Here is a 22,274-nt window from a genome sequence, read left to right on the forward strand (position 1 = left end):
CTGGTCGTTTTTTTTTTCTAGTAATACAAGCTGCGGTTGCAAGGATGACAAAAATAAGCGATGTTATGTATACGGCTATTCATGATAGGGAGGCATTATGAAAACAACAATCTATATGGTCAGGCACGCGGAATCAGCCTTTGCGTTCGGACAAGAAAGAACGCGGGGACTCTCGACGGAAGGTTTTGCAGCAGCAAAGCAAATGGCTGAATTATTCACGGGTATTGATGTGCATTACATGGCATCTAGCCCGTATACAAGAGCTAAACAGACCATTCAATACATAGCTGACCAAAAGTGCTTGGAGATCGTAGAATACGAGGAACTTATTGAACGCCCGATTAAGGGCCTCGATTATGAAGCCCCATGGAATGAACTATATGAAGCCATCCGAACATCATTTGTTGATCAGGACTTTGCTTTGAAGGGCGGAGAATCGACGCGGCAAGCACAGCAAAGAGCTATTCCGGTCATCGAGAAGCTGTTAGAGGAACAACAGGGTAAAAATATCGTCATAGGTACACATGGAAATATTATGACCATTATAATGAACGATTTTGATGATCAATATGGATTTGAATTTTGGGATTCAACGTCAAAGCCCGACATCTATAAATTGACGTTTAATATGAATCGATTGGAGCAAGTCGAGAGGGTATGGAACGATTCCTACAGGGCATAATCAATTGATTAAACGTGTTTTTCCACCCCAATAAGTCTTCCTGAGCTCGGCCTTGTTTATTTTTCCAACCGAAGTTCTAGGGAAGGCATCTGCGATCTCTAACCGCGTGGGGATCTTAAACTCTGCTATTTGGTTAAGGCAAAATTGCTTCACTCCATCTAAGGTAAGTTCCCTATCTGATTTCAGAATGACTGCCGCAGTGACCTCTTCGCCCTCTTCTGGCAACGGAGTTCCTACAACGGCTATCTCTAAAATGGAAGGGTGCTTGCTTAATGCTTCTTCAACCTCTGAGCAATAAACGTTTGAACCATTAACAATGATCATGTCTTTCTTTCGATCTAGGAGATATAGGTAACCATCCTCATCAAATCTGCCTATATCTCCGGTATAGAGCCAGCCGTCACGTATCGATTTGCTTGTTTCTTCGGGATTGTTCCAGTAGCCGAGCATCATTTGCTCGCCTTGACAGATGATTTCGCCTACGCCCCCTTGATTTACGTCTTTGCCATATTCATCAACAATACGTATGCTGAATGGTTTTTGTCCCCATAAGGCAAGGTCTTCCGGGCGGCCAACGGAACGCAGACGATTGACCATCCCGTTAACGAAACATGGATTAATGGATAAGAAGCTGATGAATTGACCGCTTTCGGTTTGAGAATACACTTCCGTAATTTGAGCATTCGGAAAAATAGCAGATGCTTGATGAAATGTGCGTTCGCTGATTGGAGCACCCCCGCAAGAGATCCCTTCTATGGATAACAAGGGTTTGGCTTTCATGCTTTGGATATGAATAATATCTCGGAATAGAAGGCCGACCGTACCCAAAAATTTAAGCTGCTCACGTTCAATGATAGCAACAACCTCTTCGGCTTGAAGGGGATAGGAATCTGCGTAGATCAGACATCCGCCTTCAAACAGGGCAGACCATAATATGAATTGACCTGTCAAATGGGCTTGATTCGGGACAAGGGACTTTTTGGTTGGATTATGCCCTCCACCCCGTTCTGGATTCATAGAAGCCCAGTTTCTAATCCTGCGATGCGAATGCATAACCCCCTTGGAGCGGCCGGTTGTACCCCCGGTATAAATAAGAAGCGCGGTATCGTCAGGATCTGCTTCATGCCATTGGATGAAAGCGGGACAATTCGAAATAAAGTTCTCTATGGAATAGGGAGCATGTTCATGGTCGTACACGATCGCAGCAGGCGAGGCATCGCTGAGTATCTGCTTCATTTCCGGCGCGGCTAAGCCGGGGAAAATCGTCACCGGAATCGCGCCTATTGCAACGGCAGCATATTCGGCAATAGCTAGGTAAGGCGATGGGTTCCCCAGTAGAGCGATTCGTTCACCGGGCTTTATGGAAAGCTCGTTAAATCCCCAAGCCGCACGGCTAACCTGATGAAACAGCTCTTCATAAGTCAAGCTCACGTTTTGAGCTTTCATCGCGATATGTGCTGGATATAATCGAGCAGCGTTTTGCAGTATTTTTGAAAGCAGCATGCAGATTTCCCTCCTTGAAATATTCTCATAATACCCATGAATTTACTGTACAATATGAAAATACCATTATAAAAACCACGAGACAAATTGTTTTTCCTTATAAGGAATGTTTGCTTTTGTTATAATTTCAAACTCATCAGACTGGTTGTCCGTCAACTCATTTACGGTTTTCAAAAAGGAAGCTATGATAATAGAAGTTGAAGTCTACAAGTAGCGAGGAGTAGAGCGAATGATAGTGAACAGCAGCAGTTTGAAACCTGAGGTAGTCGCTTACCTTGAACGAATCGGATATAGCGGATCGGTTGACACTAGCCTTGCGACGCTTGCAAAACTTCAAGAGTGCCATGTTCATACGGTGCCCTATGAAAATTTTGATATTTTAAATCGGATACCTTTGTCTTTAGAAATACCAAGCTTATTCGATAAAGTGGTCGTCCGCCGCCGCGGTGGCTACTGCTTTGAGCTTAATGCGTTATTTGGCTGGTTGTTAATGGAGCTAGGCTTTAAGGTGACTAATTATTTTGCAAGGTTCTGGCGCGACGAGACGGATACGCCGCCTAAGCGCAGACATCATATTTTGCAGGTAGAAGCGGAAGGCGAGCTTTATTTGTGTGATGTTGGAGTAGGCGGCATTGCGCCTCGGAGCCCTATTCATATGATAGAAAATGCAGTTCAAGAGCAACAGGACGAAGCGTATCGCCTGGAGAAAGATTCGTTTTTCGGGTGGGTTTTAAATGAGCGGAAGAAGGGGCAGTGGAGCCGTCTTTATTCTTTCACGGAGGAGCCGCAGCTGCCTAAAGATTTTTTGATGACGTCCTATTGGTGTGAACACGCGCCTGATTCCATCTTCACTAAAGATGCCATGGTGGCGATTCGGACAAGTGCGGGCAGAAATTCGATAGCTGGCGAGGAGTTTCGGATCTTTACGCCAGAGGGCGTTCGAGCGTTCACGCCACGGACGCAAGAAGAATACGCAGAAGCCTTGCGGACTTATTTTGGAATCAGCATTTAGATAGAACTATTGAAAATAGGGCTGCCACACGGCGGCCTTTTGTCCTTTCGTTAGCGCAAACAAGTGATTACAAGGAGGCTTGTTCCGAGGCGATTTAGTCGCCACAATGGAATCGGCGCGGACGATGAACGGATTTTGCAGGCATTAAAAGAAACGTTGAGTCTGACGCTACGAAGAAGGCAAGCGAAGGCGGTATTTTTTACGCATTAAGAGAGTTTGAGGTCATTTAGATTTCCGAAAGGGTGAGCATTTTGTACCGAGTGGATGTTGCCTATGCCTTGATCACGAATGAAGAGAAGGACAGGGTTTTAATCGTAAGAAACATACATACTTCGAGTTGGTCGCTGCCGGGCGGCGCTGTAGAGATTAATGAATCATGGTCTTCGGCAGCGGTTAGGGAAGCCAAAGAGGAAACGGGCCTTGCCGTTGAGTTATTGGGTATTTGTGCAATAAATGAATGTTTTTTTGAAGAAAAAAACGAGCATGTCGTATTTGCAACCTTTAAAGCAAAGGCTGTTAGCACAGATGTACTGATTACACGGCCTCATGAAATAGCGGAAGTAAAGTGGGCAGATCTTAATGAGGCAAATCAAAAAATGCCGTATTACAAAGGCGGATTGCAAAGGCTGATTGAATCTGAAGCCATACCTTATGGTTTTCAAGGCAAACAAACATTGCGATCGTACAATTCGGCTAGCGAGAGTTAAGAAAAACGGGCAGCCAGGTGGGCAGTCTATCCTGCAACAATTCCCAAAATGAGGAGTCTAATAGTTTGAGGCGTTATATACTTAAGTCGAACCAAAAAGGATGGAAACGCATGTACATACCTTCACCATTTCAGATTGAAGACGAAGAAATTATTTTTGATGTGATGATAAAAAACAGCTTCGCTACTGTAATTTCGCAACATGCGGGGGCTCCGTTCGCAACGCATTTGCCGTTAATTTTAGATAAGGCTAACCGATGCTTATACGGTCATTTTGCTCGCCCAAACCCGCAGTGGAAGGACATTCAAAACCAAGAGGTGCTTGCGGTTTTTCAAGGGCCGCACTGTTATATTTCGCCTTCTTGGTATGAGAGCGAAATGGCAGTACCCACATGGAATTATGTAGCCGTTCACGTATATGGCAAGGTGGAGCTTATAGACGATGAACATGAACTGCTGGACGCCTTGCGCCAAATGGTATTGAAGTACGAAGCGCCAGACAGTCCTTATCAGCTTGATCAAGTAGATCCGGATTTTATAGCAGGCATGAGCAAAGGAATCCAAGGCTTTAAAATAAGCATAAATAAAGTAGAAGGCAAAGCAAAGCTGAGCCAGAATCATCGACCGGAGCGGCAGGCGCTTGTCATTCAGCGGCTGGAACAAAGCGAGAGGGAGAATGAGCAAAAAATAGCTTCGGCGATGAAACAAAACCTTTTAGGAGAAACGATATGATTAAAAATATATGGTCAGGCCGCAAAGTTAGATTGCGTGCCATTGTCCCTGCCGATTGGGAATGGTTCCATCAAAACGATTATGACTCAGAATGTGCGAGAGCGAGCGATATGGTTCATTTTCCGAGGTCGGAGGACGGCACAAAAGCTTGGGCCGAGCATCAGGCAGCCAAAGCGCCGGATGGCGATAACGTGATGCTTGCAATTGAAACGCTTGAAGGGGAGCTGGTTGGCAGCATAAGCACACATAGCTGTGATCCGCGGTATGGCACGTTTAAGTACGGGACTGCGATTTTTAGAGAGCATTGGCGTAAAGGCTACGCTGCAGAAGCAATCATGATCCTGCTTAGGTATTATTTTGAGGAATTGCGTTATCAGAAGGTGACCGCGCATATTTATGCTTTTAACGAGGGCTCGATCGCACTGCATAAGCGCCTCGGTTTTCTTGAAGAAGGAAAGCTCAGAAATATGATATTTACGAATGGACGATACTTCGACGAATATATTTTTGGATTAACGAGTGGTGAGTATGGGGAGCTGAAGAGGCAAATGTTTTATCATCAAGAGACGCCTGCGCAGCCAAAGTAAGTCATGAGGAAGAGAGTAGTGTGAGCATGAGCAAAATTCACAAGCTTCACCTATTTCAAATAGCTTGGTACTGGATGAAATGCGTGTTGGTTCAATACAGATATAAAAAGAATCTGCGCGAAGCTTGTTAATTCTAAAAAAATAATAGAAGAACTAGTCTGTGCGGGCGATAAAACGGATAATTTTCAAAATTATCAACTTCGATACTGAGGTGGTTTCATGCAAAAAGAAGGGAGCGCCCGGAATCTGAGCAATCATTGCTGCAATATAACAATGACAGGCTTCCACGCAGCTCCTGTTTGACGGGCTATTGGGCTCGTCCTTCTTTGAGCATAGCAACTGATTTGTCTATTCGCCGCTGCCGGGTTTCTGCTGTTTTGGCATCCTCGATCGAGAGAACAATTCGCAGTTTGTTGCTGTAGGACAAACCTTCGAAAAATGGCTTGGCTTCTGCTTCATGTTCAAGCGCATCTAGGAAATCTGCCGGTACGGCAACCTCGCGGGGCTCGGTATCAAGCACAATCTCCACTTCCACTTCATCACCTGCCGCAACACCTGCTCCTTTGCGAATCTCCGCGCTGACAGGGATCATGAAATGTCCGCCCATCGATGCGACTGTGCTTCGGTAGGTGTAATCATTAATCGTTATTTGGACAGGCGGCTTCTTGCTCGTTCCGAGCGCCGTAACGATTTCTTCTGGGACTCGAATGCCTGTTGCAGACTTGCCGCTAAGCAGGATGACCGCTTGAAATTTCATAATTTAACCTCCTTTTTGATATGCTCATGAAACTTACATAAAGAATAAACAAAAAAGAAGAAGCTGTCCACGCGCTAACTTCTCTTACCGTTACCCTTTCATAGTATGTCCTTAGCCTGGCCGGACAATTTTCAGGACATTCACTCCTGTTTCTGCCCGGCTTTTTTTGTTTCCGATTCTACACAGGCTAAAAAGTTCTTCCCCGCTTGTTAAATTATTCCGCGGTTTTCCTTTTCCGAACCTTCTATACTCATTATGAACGCGCTTACAATAAGTGCTGCTGCTAAGATAAGCACAGTATTTTTGTAAATAGCTGAAGGTGCGAGGAGGGTAGTCTCACGTTTTTTGCGCCAGAGTAATGAGGTGCGGCGGAGTAGGGAAGCGCGAAGGGGAAATGGATTTTTCAAGCATAATCCAACTGGGGGCATTGGCTATGAGAAAACGTAAATTTGCAATGGTAGCGTGTGTGCTTGTTTGCAGCTTGGCTTTGGCGGCTTGTGGAGTGAGCAATGGAGTTGTCAATGACGCTACGGGTACTGCTTCCGAAGCGAAAAACGCGCCGAGCGATAAGACAGAAGGGAACGTGGCCTCCTCCTCGGAAACCAGCGGACCAATCACGATTAATCAGGCTTTGGAGGATAAAGAAATTTTAAGCAAAGGACCGGACGGAGAGAATGCCGTTTCCGCGAAAATGCTTATATTGACTGAAGCAGAGCTGGCGCAAATTAAGGACGGCCAATATACGGCAGCGATTTCGATGCATTATGCCGGCAACGATTGGTCTGCTGCACAGCTGCAGGGACTGCGGAATACATTCGCCAGCATGAATATTAAGATCGTCGCGACAACCGATGCGAACTTCAAAGCGGAAACCCAAGTGGCTAACATCGAAACGATTCTTGCCAAAAAACCAAACATCCTAGTAAGTATTCCAGTAGATGCGGTCTCGACGGCGAGCGTGTTCAAAAAAGCAGCTGAGCAAGGTGTGAAGCTTGTTTTTATGGACAATAAAGCAAGCGGCCTGCAAGCCGGCAAAGATTATGTCAGCGTCGTCTCGGCGGACAACTATGGCAATGGGGTTGAAGCCGCCCATATTTTGGCGAAAGCCATCGGTGAGGAAGGCGAGATTGGTGTAATCTATCACGAGGCAGATTTTTTCGTCACGAAGCAAAGAACAGAGGCATTCGAGAAAACGATTCAAGAACAGTACCCGAACATCAATATCGTAGACCGCGGCGGCATTTCGGGTCCAAACGATGGTGAGAAGGTGGCAGCAGCCCTGCTGACGAAACATCCGAAGATGAAAGGTTTGTTTGTCGTATGGGATGTACCTGCAGAAGGCGCGCTTGCTGCTGCACGATCTGCCGGGCGAGAGGATTTGGCTATTTCAACGATAGATCTTGGAACAAACGTGGCACTGGATATTGCCAAGGGCGGCATGATCAAAGGGCTGGGCGCTCAGCTTCCATATGATCAAGGTGTTGCGGAAGCGATTCTTGCGGCTTATGCGTTGCTAGGAAAAGAAGCGCCGGCTTATGTTGCCGTGCCATCACTTCAGGTAAATAAGGATAACATTTTGGAATCCTGGAAAACGGTTTATCATGCGGATGCGCCTGCCTCGATTCAAAATATAGCGAAATAAGGTAGCCCTTTTTTATAACCAAGATTGAGTTGCAAATGATCTATAGATTGCACATGTAGAGGAGAGATTACGATGCGTACATTAAATATTGGGATGATTGGCGGAGGTTTTATGGGAAAGGCACACGCGCTTGCTTATGCAGGAATGCCGATGTTTTTTTGGCCTGCGCCCGCTATCCCATTCCGCAAGACGGTAGTCGATATCAATGATGATCTGGCAAAGGAAGCCGCTGCCCGTTATGGCTTCGAATCCTATTCTTCTGATTGGAGAAGGGTTATTGAAGATTCGAGCATCGATATCATCGATATCGTGACGCCTAATCATACGCATGCCGAAATCGCTATTGCCGCTGCCAAAGCAGGTAAGCATATCATCTCTGAGAAGCCGCTTGCCCGTACGACAGAAGAAGCAAAGCAGATGCTTGATGCGGTGAATGAGGCTGGCGTAAAACATATGGTGGCATTTAACTATCGCCGCACGCCTGCTGTAGCGCTGGCGAAGAAATATATTCTGGAGGGCGCAATTGGCAACATATTGAACTTCCGCGGCACCTATTTGCAGGATTGGTCGGCCGATCCAAACTCCCCCCTTTCATGGCGCTTTCGCAAGGACATAGCCGGTTCGGGTGCAATTGGCGATATTTGCACGCATGTGATCGATTTTGCCCGTTATTTGGTCGGAGAAATTACCGAAGTGATGGGGACGACGAACACATGGATTAAGGAGCGTCCAGTATCGACAGGCTCCATGGATAAGCTAGGTACAGTACGGTCATCGGGCGACGTACAAATGGCGGCAGTCGACGTAGACGATGAAGTAAGTACATTGCTTCGATTCGAAAATGGAGCCGTCGGAAGCATTGAATCGACTCGCAACGCCTGGGGACGGAACAACTACTTAACCTTTGAAATTCACGGCGACAAAGGCTCCATTGCCTTTAATTACGAGCGCCGCGACGAGCTGCAGGTTTGCTTCGCAGATGATCCTGACGACAGACGAGGTTTTCGTACGATTTATACAGGGCCAGCCCATCCAAGCGGTGCCGCATTATGGCCTATTCCGGCTCTTGGCATTGGTTACGGGGAGACAAAGATCATCGAAGCGCATGATTTTATATCCGCTATCGTGAACGATACGGACATCTCGCCGAGCTTCGAGGACGGGTATCGCATCCATGTGATATCCGATGCTATATTGGAATCCGCTATCACCGGCAGATGGGTAAGTACGTCCTCGCCGCAGCCGGCAGCGGTAATGCGAGCAACTGTTCAAGACGCATAAACAAACAAGAGGTAACCAAATTGGTTACCTCTTGTTGCACGATATGAATATCTTCGTTTGAATGGATAGGGAGCGGGCGCAGGATTGGAATGTTTAAGCTGGGCCTCTATTCGGGTCTTTAAACGGAATACGGAACTTAAATGTGGTGCCGCTCTCTGGCGAACTCTCGACATGGAATTTAACCTGATCGCCATATACGAGAATGAATCTGCGGTACGTGTTAAAAATTCCGGTATGCTTACGGAAGTATGCGTCTGTAGTCATTCCGTTTTCTTGAATGAGCTGCCGAAGCTTGCTCAGCACGTCCGCAGATATTCCGGTCCCTGTATCGGAAATCTCAATCAACAAACCGTCAGCTTGGGCCACAACCTTGACGGTAAGCTGAAACTCATCCGTACTCATATTTGGACTCCAGCCGTATTTGATTGCATTTTCGATATAGGGCTGAATGCTGAGTTTCATGACTGGGAAGCCCAGCAGCTCGGGGGCGATCTCGAAACGAGCATGAACATCCTTGCCGTTGCGATAGTAATGAATGGTCAGGAAATTGCTAATGTACGCCATTTCCTCCTTCAGTGTCGCCCAGCCGTCATCGCTGCGAATCGTGTATCGCATCATGCGGGATACGGATTGCACCATTTCACCGACAGCCTCGCCATTGTTCCTGACTGCATAGGACTCGATCGTCTCCAGTGTATTGAATAAAAAATGCGGATTGATCTGAGCCTGCAGCTGTAGCAGCTCGCGTTCCTTTTCTTTCATGTTGGCTTGATACACTTCCCGTTCCATGAATTGAAGCTTATCGAGCATTTGGTTATAGCTGTGGATCAAAAAACCAATTTCATCGTAGTTGTGCTTCACGGCAACAGGGAGATAGACGCCGCGTCCTAAGCTTTGCATACCTTTTTTCAGCCTGTACAAGGGCCGAAGAATGCCGTTCATAACAGGAAAAGCGATGATCAAAGCGGTAACTAGGCTAAGGGCGGCGATCAGCAGTGTGAGCTGATACGTCTGCCTTACCCCTTTATTAATGCTGCTAAGCGGGGCAGTCCATAGAACCTTCCACTCACTGCCCGGCAGCTCGGCGTAGATCGCTTGATATTCATGTTTGCCGGAAGTGAACAGCAGCTGTTTACTCGACAAAGGAGCCTTGACTCTAGCCTTTCGAAAATCTTGCATCAGATCGGCGGCAACTGGCGATTCAGATACGGTTGTGCCATCCTGCTCGTGGTACAAAATGACTTGTCCTTGCTCATCCTTTTGATTGCTGCTGAGCATGCTCTTGATTTTCTCTTCATGGATTTCTATGATGAACAAGGCTTCTGTTTCGCCGGTGTCCGTATCAAGAATCGGTCTGATAAATGAAAATACTTTTGCTTTGCTATACAAAATATAAGGCAGTAGATGCGGTGCAGTAAGCACGGGCTTTTTGCTTGCGAATGCAGATTGATAGAGATGTTCTGCCCCAAATGAGTAATCGGGATTCAACTGTTTCTGATACGAATCGAAATATACTTTTTGAGCGAGATCAATATACAACACGCCAAGCACCTCAGGATGGAACTGCATCGAGTTCCTAACCAGCGGCCTAAAATGCATGAGTTCATTTGCCTGCTCGTTTAATTGGTCGGCAGGTATATTGATAAAATGATGAAAGCTTGCGTTAATAAATAGGCTGTCGAAAGATTCATTCAAGTTTTGCAAATAATCGGATAGCTCCTTGGAGACGAACTCCACATACTGCGTTGAAATGGAAGCGGAATACTCGGTGCCGGAGCGAAACATAAAGTACTCGGAGCTATAACTGACCAAGGATATGGGGATAATCGAAATCAGAGCGAGCAGCACGAATAGCTTGTACTTTAAGGACAAGCGCTGTATGCTACGCTTCAAATAGGTAAGAAGAGTCAAACAAGAGTTCCCCCTTAATCGCTTCATCTCCTGGATAAGCTTCACTTTAGGATTACATGAAGGAGCTGGATTTATTATGAAAATCTGTGTCGTCGACGATGAAAGTGAGGTGCGAGTCAGCATTATTCAAAAGCTGACAGCACTTTTTCCCCATGTGCAAGTGTTCAATACGGAGTTTGGATATGAAGCCTTGAAGCGAATTGAGCTGATTCAGCCGGATCTTGTATTTCTCGATATTCGGATGCCGGAGCTTGATGGGCTTCAGATTCTTCAACGCTTACATGAAAGGTACCCCGCCATTCATGTGGTCATTATATCAGGGTATGACGATTTTGAATATGCAAGGCGAGCTCTTACGCACGGTGCCACTGACTTCTTGCTCAAGCCTGCGGATCGCGGGGAATTATCGGATATTGTCCTCAAAGTAAAAAGCATGATGGAGCAGCGATTTTTGAAAGAGCTCGACCAGCTTTTGAATATTGCGCCGATTTCGCATGTTTCCTTGGATAAGGTGAGAACCGCTAATGTCAGCCTATGGTTTGACGAGAGGGAATGGAAGCAGGTCGAGCTTTTAGACCCAGCCGCTCAAAAAAGCAGCAGTATTCCTCTTCACGATATCCTTCTTACCGTTTTACTGGATGTTGACCTTGAAGCGATCGTGTTCAGAGCGCCTGTGGAGCATACGGATCGAGGCTTTAGAGAGAAAAAAGACTTTTTGCCCGTGCTACATTCTCAAATACGGATGAAGAAGGAGCTTCTATTTTTTCAGAAAAATGATCCAGACCTCCCTGTGAGCCGTTCTGATCGGAAGGATCATGCCAAACAAGCTGTAAGGCACAGACAGGCGATCATTCATCTTGCGAGGACCGGCGAAGTTGGGGAACTGGAGGCTGCTATGGCTAAATGGTCCACATGCTTAAAGAAGATATCCTATGAAGATCTTCGTAAGGAGTGTGCCCATCTGATGGCTGTACTGGATGAAGGCCTTGGCAAGAGTGATCTTATTATGGTGGATGAAGACACTCTTTATTATTGGGACGAATGGGTCGGGCGGCATCATACTTGGAACGATTTGATAGGCCGGGTACATCACATGGTTCTTAACGGTGTTAAGGAGTTAAAAAACCTGGATCAACAAGAACGTGAGGCGCCGCAAGCAAACGGTTGGTTTAAGCAGGCATTGCAAGTCATAGCAAGCTCGAGCGACAAAAACTTGAGCCTAGAGGTCGTATCGGAAGCAGTTAATGTTCATCCCGTGACGCTGAGCCGCATGTTCAAGCAGCAAATGGGCATCACCTTTGTACGGTTTCTCACGCGCAGAAGAATGCAGCATGCCAGCGAGCTCTTGCTGAACACAAGCAAAAAAGGGAATGAAATTTCGGAGGATATCGGATATGCCGATTATGCCTATTTTAGAAGCTTGTTCAAGAAGGAATTTGGCTGTTCACCATCGGAATTTAGGAAGAAAAATGGGATCATGACCGCTGCGGATGAGACCGAGTGAGGAGCCAATAAAGAGAGGAGTGTGGCGGGTGGCCAGATTACGGACTTATATGCTTATTGTATTCATACTCGCGATAGGGTGTACAGGATGTGCGGGAAAAAGCTTGAATCCTGGCACCGAGACGCCGAGCGAATCGGCTCATGCTTCTGCCACGACGTTGAAGGTGTTGTATGCAACAGTGGAAGCGGGCTCCGAAGCGGTCATTCATGCGGCGGAAAATTACGAGCAGCAGACGGGGATTCATGTCGAGGTCAGCACGTTTCCATATAACAGCTTGCAGGAAAAGGTATTTACAGAGCTGTCGCGAATGAGCAGCGAATATGATCTCATTGCCATCGATACGCCGTGGATGCCCAAAATCATTCAGCATTTGGAGCCGATGACAAGTTATATTCGAAAGGCGGAATCAACCACGGGTATGGATGATTTTATCGCAAAATTGTTTTTGGACACGTCTGTCTTTGATAAGGACACGCCTCAAAGAGCGCCGATTGCGCTGGATACGATCAATTTGGACCAAATAACGGCAGCGGGCTTCGATGTATGGAGCCTGCCGATCCAGTCGAATGTGCTTACGGTCAGCTACCGGAAGGATTTATTCCAGGATGAGGCTAATCGGGCTGCTTTTAAAAAAAGGTTTAAGCGAGAATTAGCTATTCCTAACACGCTGGAGGAATACGAGGATATTGCGAAGTTTTTTACGCGTGACATAAATGGCGACGGGACGATAGATATGTACGGCACGACATTGATGGCAGGTAAGCATGAATCCAATTTTGTCGATTACAAATCGTTTCTAAGTGATTTTGGAGGCAAGCTGTTCGATGAAAACCTCCATCCCGTGTTCAATTCCGAGAGTGGCGTGAAGGCGCTGGAGACTTATGGAGGTTGGATATTAAGGCGAAAAGTAACCTCACCTGATGTGCTCTCTTACACTTGGGATGAGGTCGAGATTGCTTTTGGCTTCGGACAAGCGGCTATGGGGATGAACGTCCATGACATGAAGCTTCATCCGAACGTAAAAGGCGGGCAGGTCGGTTATTTCATGCTGCCGGGCGTGAAGCAAGGCGATAAATTGGTGCGCGGTCCCCATTTTGGTTCATGGGGTTTAGCGATTAACAAATATTCGGAGCAGAAGGAAGCCGCTTACGTTTTGGCTGATTATTTGACCAGTGCTGACGTTCAGCGCGATTACTTGCAGTTTCGGCAGCATGTGACCCGTAAATCGGCTTATGTTGCCGCTAAAAAGATGAATGACGAGTCGCTGCGCGAGTATTACGAAGTGCTTGGTCGTTCCTTGAGCATAGGCGTCGGAAGGCCGCGGATCAACAATTATGATCAGGTGTCAGAGGCTGTTCAAACGGCGGTGCAGCAGTATTTGACCGGGAAGAAGGACGCGAGGACCGCACTGGACGAAGCAGCTTCTAAGGTGGATCGATTGATGAAAGAAAGCGGCTATTAATACTTGAAAATGAGTGTCATATAGGTGATTCGGAGGCTGTGCGATTTGTGATCGCATGGCCTCTTATTATGTTTGAAGATGTAAAGACCACTAAAAAATTCCCCCCTGCAGGTTAAATTCATCGTCTACTTCGGCAAACCCGTTCGCTCTATACTCAAATTAATCGATTGTTCGGCTACTTTGAATAAATCGATCTACAACATATATAAAGTGAGGGGTATCACAATATGAAGAGAAGTTTAGTAGCATCACTCGCTGTACTGCTTGTCTGCGGAATGACAATCGCCGGCTGCGGTAGCGCCGCGCATAACAAGTCGGAGCCGCCAAAAGAGCATGAAGGCTATACGGCTTCCGGCCCGTTGACGATTAATCCCAACATTCCAGATTTACCGGTTCAGGACATTGGCCCAAATGGCGAGAAAGCAGTATCGGCGAAGAGCCTGCAGCTATCTGAAGACGAGCTTCAGAAGATTAAAGACGGTAAATTCAAAGCTGCAATCGTTATGCATTATTCCGGTACCGATTATATGACTGCTGCTGTAGGTGCAATGGAAAATACGTTCAAGAAAATGGGTATTGAAGTTGTTGCGGTAACAGATGCGCAGTTCAAAGCGGAGAAGCAAGTAAACGATATTGAGACTGTTTTGGCAAAAAAGCCCGACATTATGATTTCTGTACCGGTTGATGCTGTATCCACAGCGAGCGCATACAAGAAGGCGGTCAATCAAGGCGTGAAGCTGGTATTTATGGATGGAGCAGCTTCAGGACTTATTCCCGGCAAAGATTATATCAGTATCGTATCAGGCGACAACTACGGCAACGGTGCGCTAGCCGCAGATATTATGGCGGAGAAGCTTGGCGGAAAAGGCAAGGTCGGAATCGTGTTTCATGACGTTAACTTTTTTGTGACGAAGAACCGCTCCGATGCTTTTGAAGCCCGCATGAAAGAAAAGTATCCCGATATTGAGATTGTCGCTCAGGGAGGAATTACAGATCCTAACAAAGGTGAAGAGGTCGCATCGGCGATGCTCACGAGAAACCCGGATATAAATGGGATATTCGCTCCATGGGATGTTCCGGCAGAAGGTGTTATGGCTGCTGCAAGAACGGCAGGGAGGAACGATCTAGTTGTGACTACAGTCGATCTTGGCACTAACGTTGCGATATCTATCGCTTCTGACGGCATCGTTCGTGGTCTTGGCGCCCAGCTGCCATATGACCAAGGCGTAGCACAAGCCATTTTGTCTGGTTATGCACTGCTTGGCAAGGAAGCGCCAGCATATGTCGCATCGCCAGCTATTAAGGTTACCAAAGAAAATGTACTGGAAAACTGGAAGCTCATCTATGGCGCAGACGCACCGGCAAGTGTACAGGATGCAATGAAGAAATAAACATCCCCATTTATGGAGGCTGCTCATGGGCAGCCTCCAACTAAAGAAGGTGAATGCAGTGGATCAACCTATTCTCGAAATGAAAAATATCTCTAAGGGATTTAATGGCATTACGGTTCTGGATGATGTCAGCTTCTCGGTGAGACAAGGCGAGGTTCATGCCCTAATGGGCGGTAATGGAGCCGGCAAGTCGACGCTTATGAAGATTCTCACCGGCGTCTATACGGCTGACAAAGGCGACATTTTAATCGAAGGAAAGCCGATTAGTATTAAAAGCTACGAAGATGCAAGAGCGAATAAAATTTCGATGATCTTTCAAGAGTTTAGCTTAATTCCAACATTAACCGTTGCCCAAAACATTTATCTAACCCGAGAATCCAAAACCTCTTTGGGGCTGCTCGATGACAAAGACAATGCGCTCAAGACTGAAAAGCTGCTCAAAGAACTAGGTGTTGATATAAAACCTTCCGATATCGTGCAGGAGCTTGGGGTCGGCTATTGGCAGATGACCGAAATCGCAAAAGCCTTATCGCAGGAAGCGAAGGTTCTGATCATGGATGAACCGACCTCGTCGCTAACGAAGACGGAGACGGAAATATTGTTCTCGTTCATTAATCAGCTTAAGGCGAAAGGTTACGCGATCATTTATATTTCACACCGCATGGATGAGATTTTTCAAATCTGCGACCGCATCACCATCTTGCGGGACGGCCGCAAAATTACAACCGAGGTCATCAAGGAAACGACACTCGATTCTGTTATTCAGCATATTGTTGGGGCAGAGCTCAATAAGGCGTTCGAATGGGTCGAGAGCAAATACAGAACAGATGGGCCTCCCGCTTTTGAGATTCGGAACGTCACAGCCGGAACGAAGGTCGACAACGTCAGCCTTCAAATTCAGCCCGGTGAAATTATCGGTCTAGCTGGTCTTATGGGAAGCGGACGAACGGAACTTCTGCGTACGATTTTTGGTATTGATCCGATGGATAGCGGCGAGGTTTACGTGAAAGGGAAGAAGCAGAAAATTCGAAGCGCACGGCAAGCGATCGATGCTGGCATTGCTTTAATTCCGGAAGACCGCCGGATGCAGGGGCTTATTTTGCAGCACAGCATTCGGGATAATATGATCCTTACTATCCTCTCCAAGGTGAAAAAAGGACTGTTGGTCGACAACAAGAAAACCAATGAGATGAGCGAGCGACTCGTAAAAAGGCTAAACATCAAGACCGACAATATCTACAAGCAAAGCGGCTTGCTGTCAGGCGGCAATCAGCAGAAGATCGTACTCGCGAAATGGCTCGCAACCGAACCGGATGTTCTGCTGCTGGACGAACCGACTATCGGCGTCGATATCGGCGCCAAAACCGAAATTATTGATATCGTGCGTGAAATGGCCGCAAACGGCAAGGCGATACTCGTTGTTTCTTCAGAGCTCCCGGAGCTGCTTGCACTCAGCGATCGCGTGTTAGTTATGCATGAAGGCAAGATCAAACGGGAGATGAAACGCAGGGAGATTCAATCAGAGGAGGAGCTGCAATATGCAATCCAGGGATATTAGTGTAAACAAGCCTGTCACCAAGCCGAGCCTGACCGGATCTGTAAAAAGCTTTCAATGGCGGAACTACATCGTTTATTTGGCCTTTATCGGCGTATTTATTTATTTCTCGGCGACTTTGTTCGACGATGGTTTTCTGACTTCGGGCAACTTGCTTAACATCGTGCGGCAGACGGCTACCATCTCGTTAATGGGACTTGCGATGACATTTGTCATTAGCACGGGTGAAATTGATCTGTCCGTGGGCTCCATCGCGGCGTTATCTTCGCTTACGGGTGCGCTGGCGCTGCAATCCGGCCTCGGAATTGTTGGCGCATTAATCGCTGGTGTCGGCACGGGGCTTGCGATTGGTTTAGTTAACGGCTTGCTTGTAACAAAAGCCGCTATTCCTTCCTTCCTCGTTACGCTAGGCTCGATGGGAGCTGTTAAAGGGATGGCGATGTGGATCACCGATACGGCTCCGATTCCTATCATTAACGACACTTTTAATTTCATCTTCGGCTCAGGCGATATCGGACCGGTACCTGTATTGCTGCTATGGGTTGTTGTATTTACGATCATCGCGCATGTGCTCCTGCGTAAAACCTCGTTTGGCCGGCAGACCCTTGCTACAGGCGGCAATGAGAACGCAGCTAAATTTTCTGGCGTGAAGACTGCGCGCATTAAGCTTCTCGTGTTCCTTGGCACCGGAGCCATGGCTGGTCTAGCAGGTCTTTTGTATGCTGGGCGGATGAATGCGGGACGATTCTCCTTTGGCGAAGGAGATGAGCTTTCGGTCATTGCGGCTGTCATTCTTGGCGGTACCAGCTTATTCGGGGGAGTTGGCACGATAGTCGGCACCGTAGTAGGCGCACTTATGATCGGAACCATCAACAACGGACTTATTATCATGGGACTTGATGTCAGCCAACAAATGATGATCAAAGGCTTAATTATTATTTTGGCTGTCGTATTCGGCAAGAAAGCGGTAAAAAAATGATAAATAAAATCAAAGCAGGTATTATCGGTACGGGTTTTATCGGACCGGCGCATATTGAGGCCATACGCAGGCTGGAATTCGTTGAAGTGATCGCCTTGGCTCAAAATGGAGAGGAGAGCGCCCGAATCAAGGCGGAGCAGCTTGGCGTGCCGCTTGCCTACGGCGATTACAAGGATATGCTTCGCAATCCGGATATTGACGTTGTTCATAATTGTACGCCAAACCATCTGCATCATCAGATCAACCTTGAGATCATCGCAGCCGGTAAGCATGTCCTGTCCGAGAAGCCACTTGCTATGTCGAGCTCCGAATCTGCCGAGTTGCTGGCCCTGGCAAGGAAGCACGGCATTGTGCACGGCGTTAATTTTAACTACCGTCAATATCCGATGATGAAGCAGCTCTCCGAGATGGTCAAGCAAGGTGAATTCGGCAAAATAAATGTGGTGCACGGCAGCTATTTGCAGGACTGGTTGCTGTATGAAACGGATTATAATTGGCGATTGGAAGATAAGACAGGCGGTAGGTCGAGGGCGGTCGCGGATATCGGCTCGCACTGGTGCGACACAGTCCAATACGTGACAGGTAAAAAAATAAAACAAGTATTCGCTGATTTATGGACGGTGCATCCAACTAGGAAAAAAACCGTATCCCATGCCAATACGTTTGGTGCAAGCAAGGACGAGCTGACACCAGAATACAAAGACATACCTATCCATACTGAGGATTACGCTTCGGTTCTCGTTCGCTTTGATGACGGCAGCAAGGGTGCCTTTACCGTATCTCAGGTTAGCGCCGGCCGGAAAAACGCCCTCAGTTTTGAATTAAACGGCAGCCGAAAGTCTGCCTATTGGAAGCAAGAAGAACCGGCAAGTTTATGGATTGGCCACCGTGATCGTTCGAATGAGGTGCTGATGGCAGATCCCGCTTTGTTCCTTGAAGAGGCGAGACCCTCCATTCACCACCCGGGCGGTCATACGGAAGGATGGCCGGATTCAGTGAAAAATATGATGCTGCAATATTATACGTTCATTCGAGAAGGAAAGGGCTTGCTGAAGGATCATGCGAATTTCGCAACCTTCGAGGATGGACATCTATCCATGTGTATTATGGAAGCCATTCTTAAGAGCCATAAAGAAGAGCGCTGGGTTCAAGTCGAGTCATGATGGAGGAATAGAGATGACAATGAAAGCAGTAGTATTTCCAGGCGACAAGCAAGTAGAAGTGAAAGAAGTGCCGATTCCGGTTCCGGGCAGTGGCGAGGTTCTTATTAAAATGAAGGCGTCGGCGATTTGCCGCAGCGACATGAGTCTTTACTATGGCAGTGATCCGGTTGTTGGCGGAGAGTCGACTAAATCCGGCTGCATCCATCCAGGACATGAGCCGGCAGGCGAAATTACGCTGGTTGGGGAAGGGGTTGCTCGCTTCAAGGCTGGCGATCGCGTTGCGGTTTACCTCGCGATTGGCTGCGGGGAATGCGAGCACTGCAAGAGCGGCTATAAGATGTTCTGTCCGGAATGGAAATGTATCGGCTTCGATACGCATGGCGGCGATGCGGACTACGTTGTTGTTCCGGAAGAGAACTGCATGCGCATTCCTGATGAGATGAGTTTTCTCGTCGCAGCGGTTTCCACCGATGCGGTCGGCACGCTGTACCATGCTCAGAAGCGCATGAGCATCAATGGCAGAGATACGCTCGTTATTTTTGGTATGGGGCCAATGGGCGGGGCGGGTGTAATGGTAGCCAAAGGTTTAGGTGCAACCGTCATTGCAGTAGATATGCTCGACGAGCGTCTTGAAGTAGCCAAAGATCTGGGCGCAGATCATATTATTAACGGAAAAGAAAATGTGTTGGAACGCATTATGGAAATCACAAACGGCCGCGGCGCGGATGCGGCGATCGATTGCTCAGGTAGTCCGCATGCTCAGAACACGGCACTGAATAGTTTACGGGCACATGGCCGTGCAGCCTTTATCGGTGAAGGCAAAGAGCTGACGATCAATCCGAGCATTCAGCTTATCCGCAAGCAAATCACGGTGATGGGCTCATGGTATTTTCCAATTTTTGAATACGATGAAATTACGCGCTTTATTATTGAACGTAAGCTGCCAGTCGAGAAGTTGGTCTCGCATACGTTCAGGCTGGATGAAGCTGCCACGGCATTTCGGATGTTTGATGAACGATTAACGGAGAAGGCTGTATTTATTTGGGATTAATTATTCCTGTTATCAATAAATGCGAGAGGTTGTGTTCAAGGTGAAAGGGATATCGTTTAATACATGGGTGTACAGCAGCTTTCCGGTGTGGGTGCCTTCCTATCCATTAGAAGAAGTCATTCATCGCCTTGCTTCGTTTGGTTATGACGGAATTGAAATTGGGTGCGCAAGTCCGCATGCTTGGCCGGATCATGTATCCGCGCAGCGCCGCAAAGATATTTTCCAACTGCTAAAGAAGGAGAACTTACAGGTATCATCCATGCTGCCGGCGCCGGGTGGCGGCCCGGGCCACAATCCAAGCTCGCCGATAGCCGAGGAAAGAGCGTATACTATCAACCATTATAAAGAAGTGCTGCGCCTAGCACATGATTGGGAATGTCCTACGGTCATTTACTTGGCGGGGTGGGCTGTATTTGGTACCTCGAAGAAGCAAGCATGGGATTATAGCCTAGAAGCGCTTGCTGAAGTGGCGCAATACGCGAAGGAGCTTGGCATTACCGTGGTTGTCGAACCAACGCCGGCAGACAGCAATCTCGTTGAATCCGCAGATGATGCACTTCTTTTTAGCGAGCAATCCGGCCAAGATAATGTAAAGCTGATGTTTGATACATTTCACGCCTTGTACCGCAACGAAGTGGCAAGCGATTATGTGTATCGCATGGCTGGCAAGCTGCATCACATTCATCTTTCTGACAACGAACGACTTCCGCCAGGTCACGGGCGCTGTGATTTTGATGGTGTGCTGCGCGCTTTGAAGGAAGTTGGCTACAAAGGCTACTTGACGTCGGAAATTGGCTTTCACTCGCGTCAATCCGATCCGGACTGGTACGCGAAGCAAAACATTTCTCACTTGCAATCGAAGCTGATCGAGCTGGATTGGAAAAAAGAGAAATAAGAGCGAACGAGAAAGGAGCCTACCAAGCGCAGGCTCCTTTCTCGTTCCATTCTCCGCAGTAATGTCTTCCGAGCGGTTGCTTACTGCTACGTCGTGCCTGTAGATTCAGCCAACGTTTATCAGAATAGTCGACCCTCGTGGCGCAATAATATTAATCCCGTTAATCGTGTCGAGGCGCAGGCTGCCATCAATATTACAAGCAGCACGGGATTCTCCTTCGTAAGTTTCAAGATGGCGGCTGCATGCTCGAGCAATTAAGCTTCCTCGGAGAGGTGATCGCTCTCTGACTAGGCCGAGGTAAAGCATTCGGTGGAAAAAGGAAATTTTCTTGCTGATAATTCCATTTTCTGTGTTTATTTTCGCTCATTCACGTCTCGGAAAAATAATTCCGATAAAAAAGATAGGGAATTATGCTTTTAGTTATTGACAGGGTAATTTTGGGAGCATAATATAGAACCTACGTACAAAATGAATTGGAAAATCATTTTGATGGATAACGGAGAATGATAAATCGACTGGTCCACCAGAGATTCAGCAAGGAGCGTATATTTACGCCCTAGTTGGGTCTTCTTTTTTTATCCGGGCACTAAAAATCAAAGGAGGAAGGGTCAAAGGCGGGCGAGAGTATCTTTAAGTCGAACGATTAAAAGCATTGCAAACGAGATTTCATACCAAAACCAGAACGTACCGAAAGGATGACCATTACTATGAAAAAGCTTACTTTGTCACTCAGCATTGCAGCCGCAGTTATATTAATTTCCACTTATGCAGCCTTATCTGCCACTAAACAGGACCATGAGGTTTCGGCAGCCAATGGAAACGCTGCTGTAACAGAAAATAAGCAATCGAACACGGCTGCAACGGTGAACGCAGACGAAAAATCGCCTGAAGTTGTCACAACAGCAGTAGAAGAAAAGGAAAATCAGCCTGCTGTCAAAACGGCCGCAGCACCGGCAGAAAACGAGCCGGCAGCAGAAGCAGCAGTAGAAAAAAATGCAGCTAATGAGAATGAGCCAAAAGCACAAGCCGCATCGGTGAAAGAAGAAGCCAGCTCCAAAACGGCAGCTGCTGGCACCAAAGAAGACAGCAAGCCAAAAGCAAGCGAATCTGCCGCCAAAGTAGAGAGCGAGCCTAAAGCACAATTAGCTACAAAGGTGCCAAGCGAGCCTAAAGCTCCGGCAGCTACCGTCAAGGAAGAAGCAAAAGCAACGGTATCCGCGGCGAAAACAGAAGAGAAAAAGAGCGAACCGGCTCCAGCTCCAAAAGAAGAGAAAAAATCAATCACTTTCGTGAAAAAAGAAGCGGTTCAGCCTAAAGCGCCAACTTCTTCATCGTCTTCATCGTCATCGTCGTCTTCATCATCATCATCGGAGTCTCAGCCTTCAGCTCCGTCATCCAGTGAAGAAGATTGCCCTGTCGTAGAAGAAGCGTGCTAGTCCGTTTTTAAGAGCGATTGCTGGA

19 protein-coding genes are annotated in these 22,274 nt (G+C 47.2%); 16 read left to right on the top strand and 3 right to left on the bottom strand.

Annotation, left to right across the window (positions count from 1 at the left end):
* Positions 1-97 precede the first annotated feature (97 nt).
* Positions 98-682 (top strand): histidine phosphatase family protein, encoded by a 585-nt coding sequence (locus tag ADU23_RS12140; RefSeq protein WP_053373978.1) that lies wholly within the window; start codon positions 98-100, stop codon positions 680-682.
* Here the strand turns inward: ADU23_RS12140 and ADU23_RS12145 are convergent, their stop codons facing one another.
* Complete coding sequence (locus ADU23_RS12145; RefSeq protein WP_053373979.1) at positions 683-2,185, bottom strand: class I adenylate-forming enzyme family protein; 1,503 nt, start codon at positions 2,183-2,185, stop codon at positions 683-685.
* 229 nt (positions 2,186-2,414) lie between these two features.
* Here ADU23_RS12145 and ADU23_RS12150 point away from each other — a divergent pair, with 229 nt between their 5' ends.
* From ADU23_RS12150 to ADU23_RS12165, 4 genes are all read left to right on the top strand, one after another.
* Positions 2,415-3,197, top strand: coding sequence for an arylamine N-acetyltransferase family protein (locus tag ADU23_RS12150; RefSeq protein WP_053373980.1), 783 nt, complete (start codon positions 2,415-2,417; stop codon positions 3,195-3,197).
* A gap of 251 nt (positions 3,198-3,448) precedes the next feature.
* Positions 3,449-3,904, top strand: a complete 456-nt coding sequence (locus tag ADU23_RS12155; RefSeq protein ID WP_053373981.1) for an NUDIX hydrolase — start codon at positions 3,449-3,451, stop codon at positions 3,902-3,904.
* A 110-nt stretch (positions 3,905-4,014) separates the two neighbouring features.
* Positions 4,015-4,635, top strand: a complete 621-nt coding sequence (locus tag ADU23_RS12160) for an FMN-binding negative transcriptional regulator (protein ID WP_053373982.1) — start codon at positions 4,015-4,017, stop codon at positions 4,633-4,635.
* Positions 4,632-5,222, top strand: a complete 591-nt coding sequence (locus ADU23_RS12165; protein ID WP_053373983.1) for a GNAT family N-acetyltransferase — start codon at positions 4,632-4,634, stop codon at positions 5,220-5,222. Before ADU23_RS12160 ends, ADU23_RS12165 begins: the two co-directional genes overlap by 4 nt.
* A gap of 307 nt (positions 5,223-5,529) precedes the next feature.
* Here the strand turns inward: ADU23_RS12165 and ADU23_RS12170 are convergent, their stop codons facing one another.
* A complete protein-coding gene (locus ADU23_RS12170) occupies positions 5,530-5,979 on the bottom strand; it encodes a YdeI/OmpD-associated family protein (protein WP_053373984.1) in 450 nt (149 codons plus the stop codon).
* Positions 5,980-6,412: 433 nt separating this feature from the next.
* On the opposite strand from ADU23_RS12170, the gene ADU23_RS12175 reads away from it, so the two are divergent.
* Positions 6,413-7,621, top strand: a complete 1,209-nt coding sequence (locus tag ADU23_RS12175; protein WP_053377597.1) for a substrate-binding domain-containing protein — start codon at positions 6,413-6,415, stop codon at positions 7,619-7,621.
* 72 nt (positions 7,622-7,693) lie between these two features.
* Complete coding sequence (locus ADU23_RS12180) at positions 7,694-8,902, top strand: Gfo/Idh/MocA family protein (protein WP_053373985.1); 1,209 nt, start codon at positions 7,694-7,696, stop codon at positions 8,900-8,902.
* A gap of 93 nt (positions 8,903-8,995) precedes the next feature.
* Here the strand turns inward: ADU23_RS12180 and ADU23_RS12185 are convergent, their stop codons facing one another.
* The gene (locus tag ADU23_RS12185) at positions 8,996-10,813 is read right to left on the bottom strand and encodes a cache domain-containing sensor histidine kinase (protein ID WP_231637361.1); all 1,818 of its coding nucleotides are present in this window, start codon (positions 10,811-10,813) and stop codon (positions 8,996-8,998) included.
* A gap of 76 nt (positions 10,814-10,889) precedes the next feature.
* Here ADU23_RS12185 and ADU23_RS33940 point away from each other — a divergent pair, with 76 nt between their 5' ends.
* The 9 genes from ADU23_RS33940 to ADU23_RS12230 all read left to right on the top strand — a co-directional run bounded on the left by ADU23_RS33940 (position 10,890) and on the right by ADU23_RS12230 (position 22,249).
* Positions 10,890-12,317, top strand: coding sequence for a response regulator transcription factor (locus ADU23_RS33940; protein WP_053373987.1), 1,428 nt, complete (start codon positions 10,890-10,892; stop codon positions 12,315-12,317).
* Positions 12,318-12,345: 28 nt separating this feature from the next.
* Entirely contained in the window at positions 12,346-13,779 is a 1,434-nt protein-coding gene (locus ADU23_RS12195) for an ABC transporter substrate-binding protein (RefSeq protein ID WP_231637362.1), read from the top strand.
* A gap of 227 nt (positions 13,780-14,006) precedes the next feature.
* Positions 14,007-15,170, top strand: a complete 1,164-nt coding sequence (locus ADU23_RS12200; protein ID WP_053373989.1) for a substrate-binding domain-containing protein — start codon at positions 14,007-14,009, stop codon at positions 15,168-15,170.
* A gap of 58 nt (positions 15,171-15,228) precedes the next feature.
* Positions 15,229-16,728 (top strand): sugar ABC transporter ATP-binding protein, encoded by a 1,500-nt coding sequence (locus ADU23_RS12205; RefSeq protein ID WP_197286063.1) that lies wholly within the window; start codon positions 15,229-15,231, stop codon positions 16,726-16,728.
* Positions 16,709-17,704, top strand: coding sequence for an ABC transporter permease (locus ADU23_RS12210; RefSeq protein WP_053373990.1), 996 nt, complete (start codon positions 16,709-16,711; stop codon positions 17,702-17,704). The genes ADU23_RS12205 and ADU23_RS12210 overlap by 20 nt, the downstream gene beginning before the upstream one ends.
* The gene (locus ADU23_RS12215) at positions 17,704-18,867 is read left to right on the top strand and encodes a Gfo/Idh/MocA family protein (protein ID WP_082311291.1); all 1,164 of its coding nucleotides are present in this window, start codon (positions 17,704-17,706) and stop codon (positions 18,865-18,867) included. Before ADU23_RS12210 ends, ADU23_RS12215 begins: the two co-directional genes overlap by 1 nt.
* 13 nt (positions 18,868-18,880) lie before the next feature.
* Complete coding sequence (locus ADU23_RS12220; RefSeq protein ID WP_053373992.1) at positions 18,881-19,918, top strand: zinc-dependent alcohol dehydrogenase family protein; 1,038 nt, start codon at positions 18,881-18,883, stop codon at positions 19,916-19,918.
* A 40-nt stretch (positions 19,919-19,958) separates the two neighbouring features.
* A complete protein-coding gene (locus ADU23_RS12225; RefSeq protein WP_053373993.1) occupies positions 19,959-20,813 on the top strand; it encodes a sugar phosphate isomerase/epimerase family protein in 855 nt (284 codons plus the stop codon).
* Between the two features lie 707 nt (positions 20,814-21,520).
* Positions 21,521-22,249 (top strand): hypothetical protein, encoded by a 729-nt coding sequence (locus tag ADU23_RS12230; RefSeq protein ID WP_053373994.1) that lies wholly within the window; start codon positions 21,521-21,523, stop codon positions 22,247-22,249.
* The last annotated feature ends 25 nt before the right edge of the window (positions 22,250-22,274 follow it).

The organism is Paenibacillus sp. FJAT-27812, from assembly GCF_001273905.1.
Classification (GTDB): domain Bacteria; phylum Bacillota; class Bacilli; order Paenibacillales; family Paenibacillaceae; genus Pristimantibacillus.

What these genes read in the sequence shown, in the direction of transcription:
- ADU23_RS12140 (WP_053373978.1), top strand. Translation starts at nt 98, where the DNA reads ATGAAAACAACAATCTATATGGTCAGGCACGCGGAATCAGCCTTTGCG.
- ADU23_RS12145 (WP_053373979.1), bottom strand. Translation starts at nt 2,185, where the DNA reads ATGCTGCTTTCAAAAATACTGCAAAACGCTGCTCGATTATATCCAGCA.
- ADU23_RS12150 (WP_053373980.1), top strand. Translation starts at nt 2,415, where the DNA reads ATGATAGTGAACAGCAGCAGTTTGAAACCTGAGGTAGTCGCTTACCTT.
- ADU23_RS12160 (WP_053373982.1), top strand. Translation starts at nt 4,015, where the DNA reads ATGTACATACCTTCACCATTTCAGATTGAAGACGAAGAAATTATTTTT.
- ADU23_RS12165 (WP_053373983.1), top strand. Translation starts at nt 4,632, where the DNA reads ATGATTAAAAATATATGGTCAGGCCGCAAAGTTAGATTGCGTGCCATT.
- ADU23_RS12170 (WP_053373984.1), bottom strand. Translation starts at nt 5,979, where the DNA reads ATGAAATTTCAAGCGGTCATCCTGCTTAGCGGCAAGTCTGCAACAGGC.
- ADU23_RS12175 (WP_053377597.1), top strand. Translation starts at nt 6,413, where the DNA reads ATGAGAAAACGTAAATTTGCAATGGTAGCGTGTGTGCTTGTTTGCAGC.
- ADU23_RS12180 (WP_053373985.1), top strand. Translation starts at nt 7,694, where the DNA reads ATGCGTACATTAAATATTGGGATGATTGGCGGAGGTTTTATGGGAAAG.
- ADU23_RS33940 (WP_053373987.1), top strand. Translation starts at nt 10,890, where the DNA reads ATGAAAATCTGTGTCGTCGACGATGAAAGTGAGGTGCGAGTCAGCATT.
- ADU23_RS12200 (WP_053373989.1), top strand. Translation starts at nt 14,007, where the DNA reads ATGAAGAGAAGTTTAGTAGCATCACTCGCTGTACTGCTTGTCTGCGGA.
- ADU23_RS12210 (WP_053373990.1), top strand. Translation starts at nt 16,709, where the DNA reads ATGCAATCCAGGGATATTAGTGTAAACAAGCCTGTCACCAAGCCGAGC.
- ADU23_RS12220 (WP_053373992.1), top strand. Translation starts at nt 18,881, where the DNA reads ATGACAATGAAAGCAGTAGTATTTCCAGGCGACAAGCAAGTAGAAGTG.
- ADU23_RS12230 (WP_053373994.1), top strand. Translation starts at nt 21,521, where the DNA reads ATGAAAAAGCTTACTTTGTCACTCAGCATTGCAGCCGCAGTTATATTA.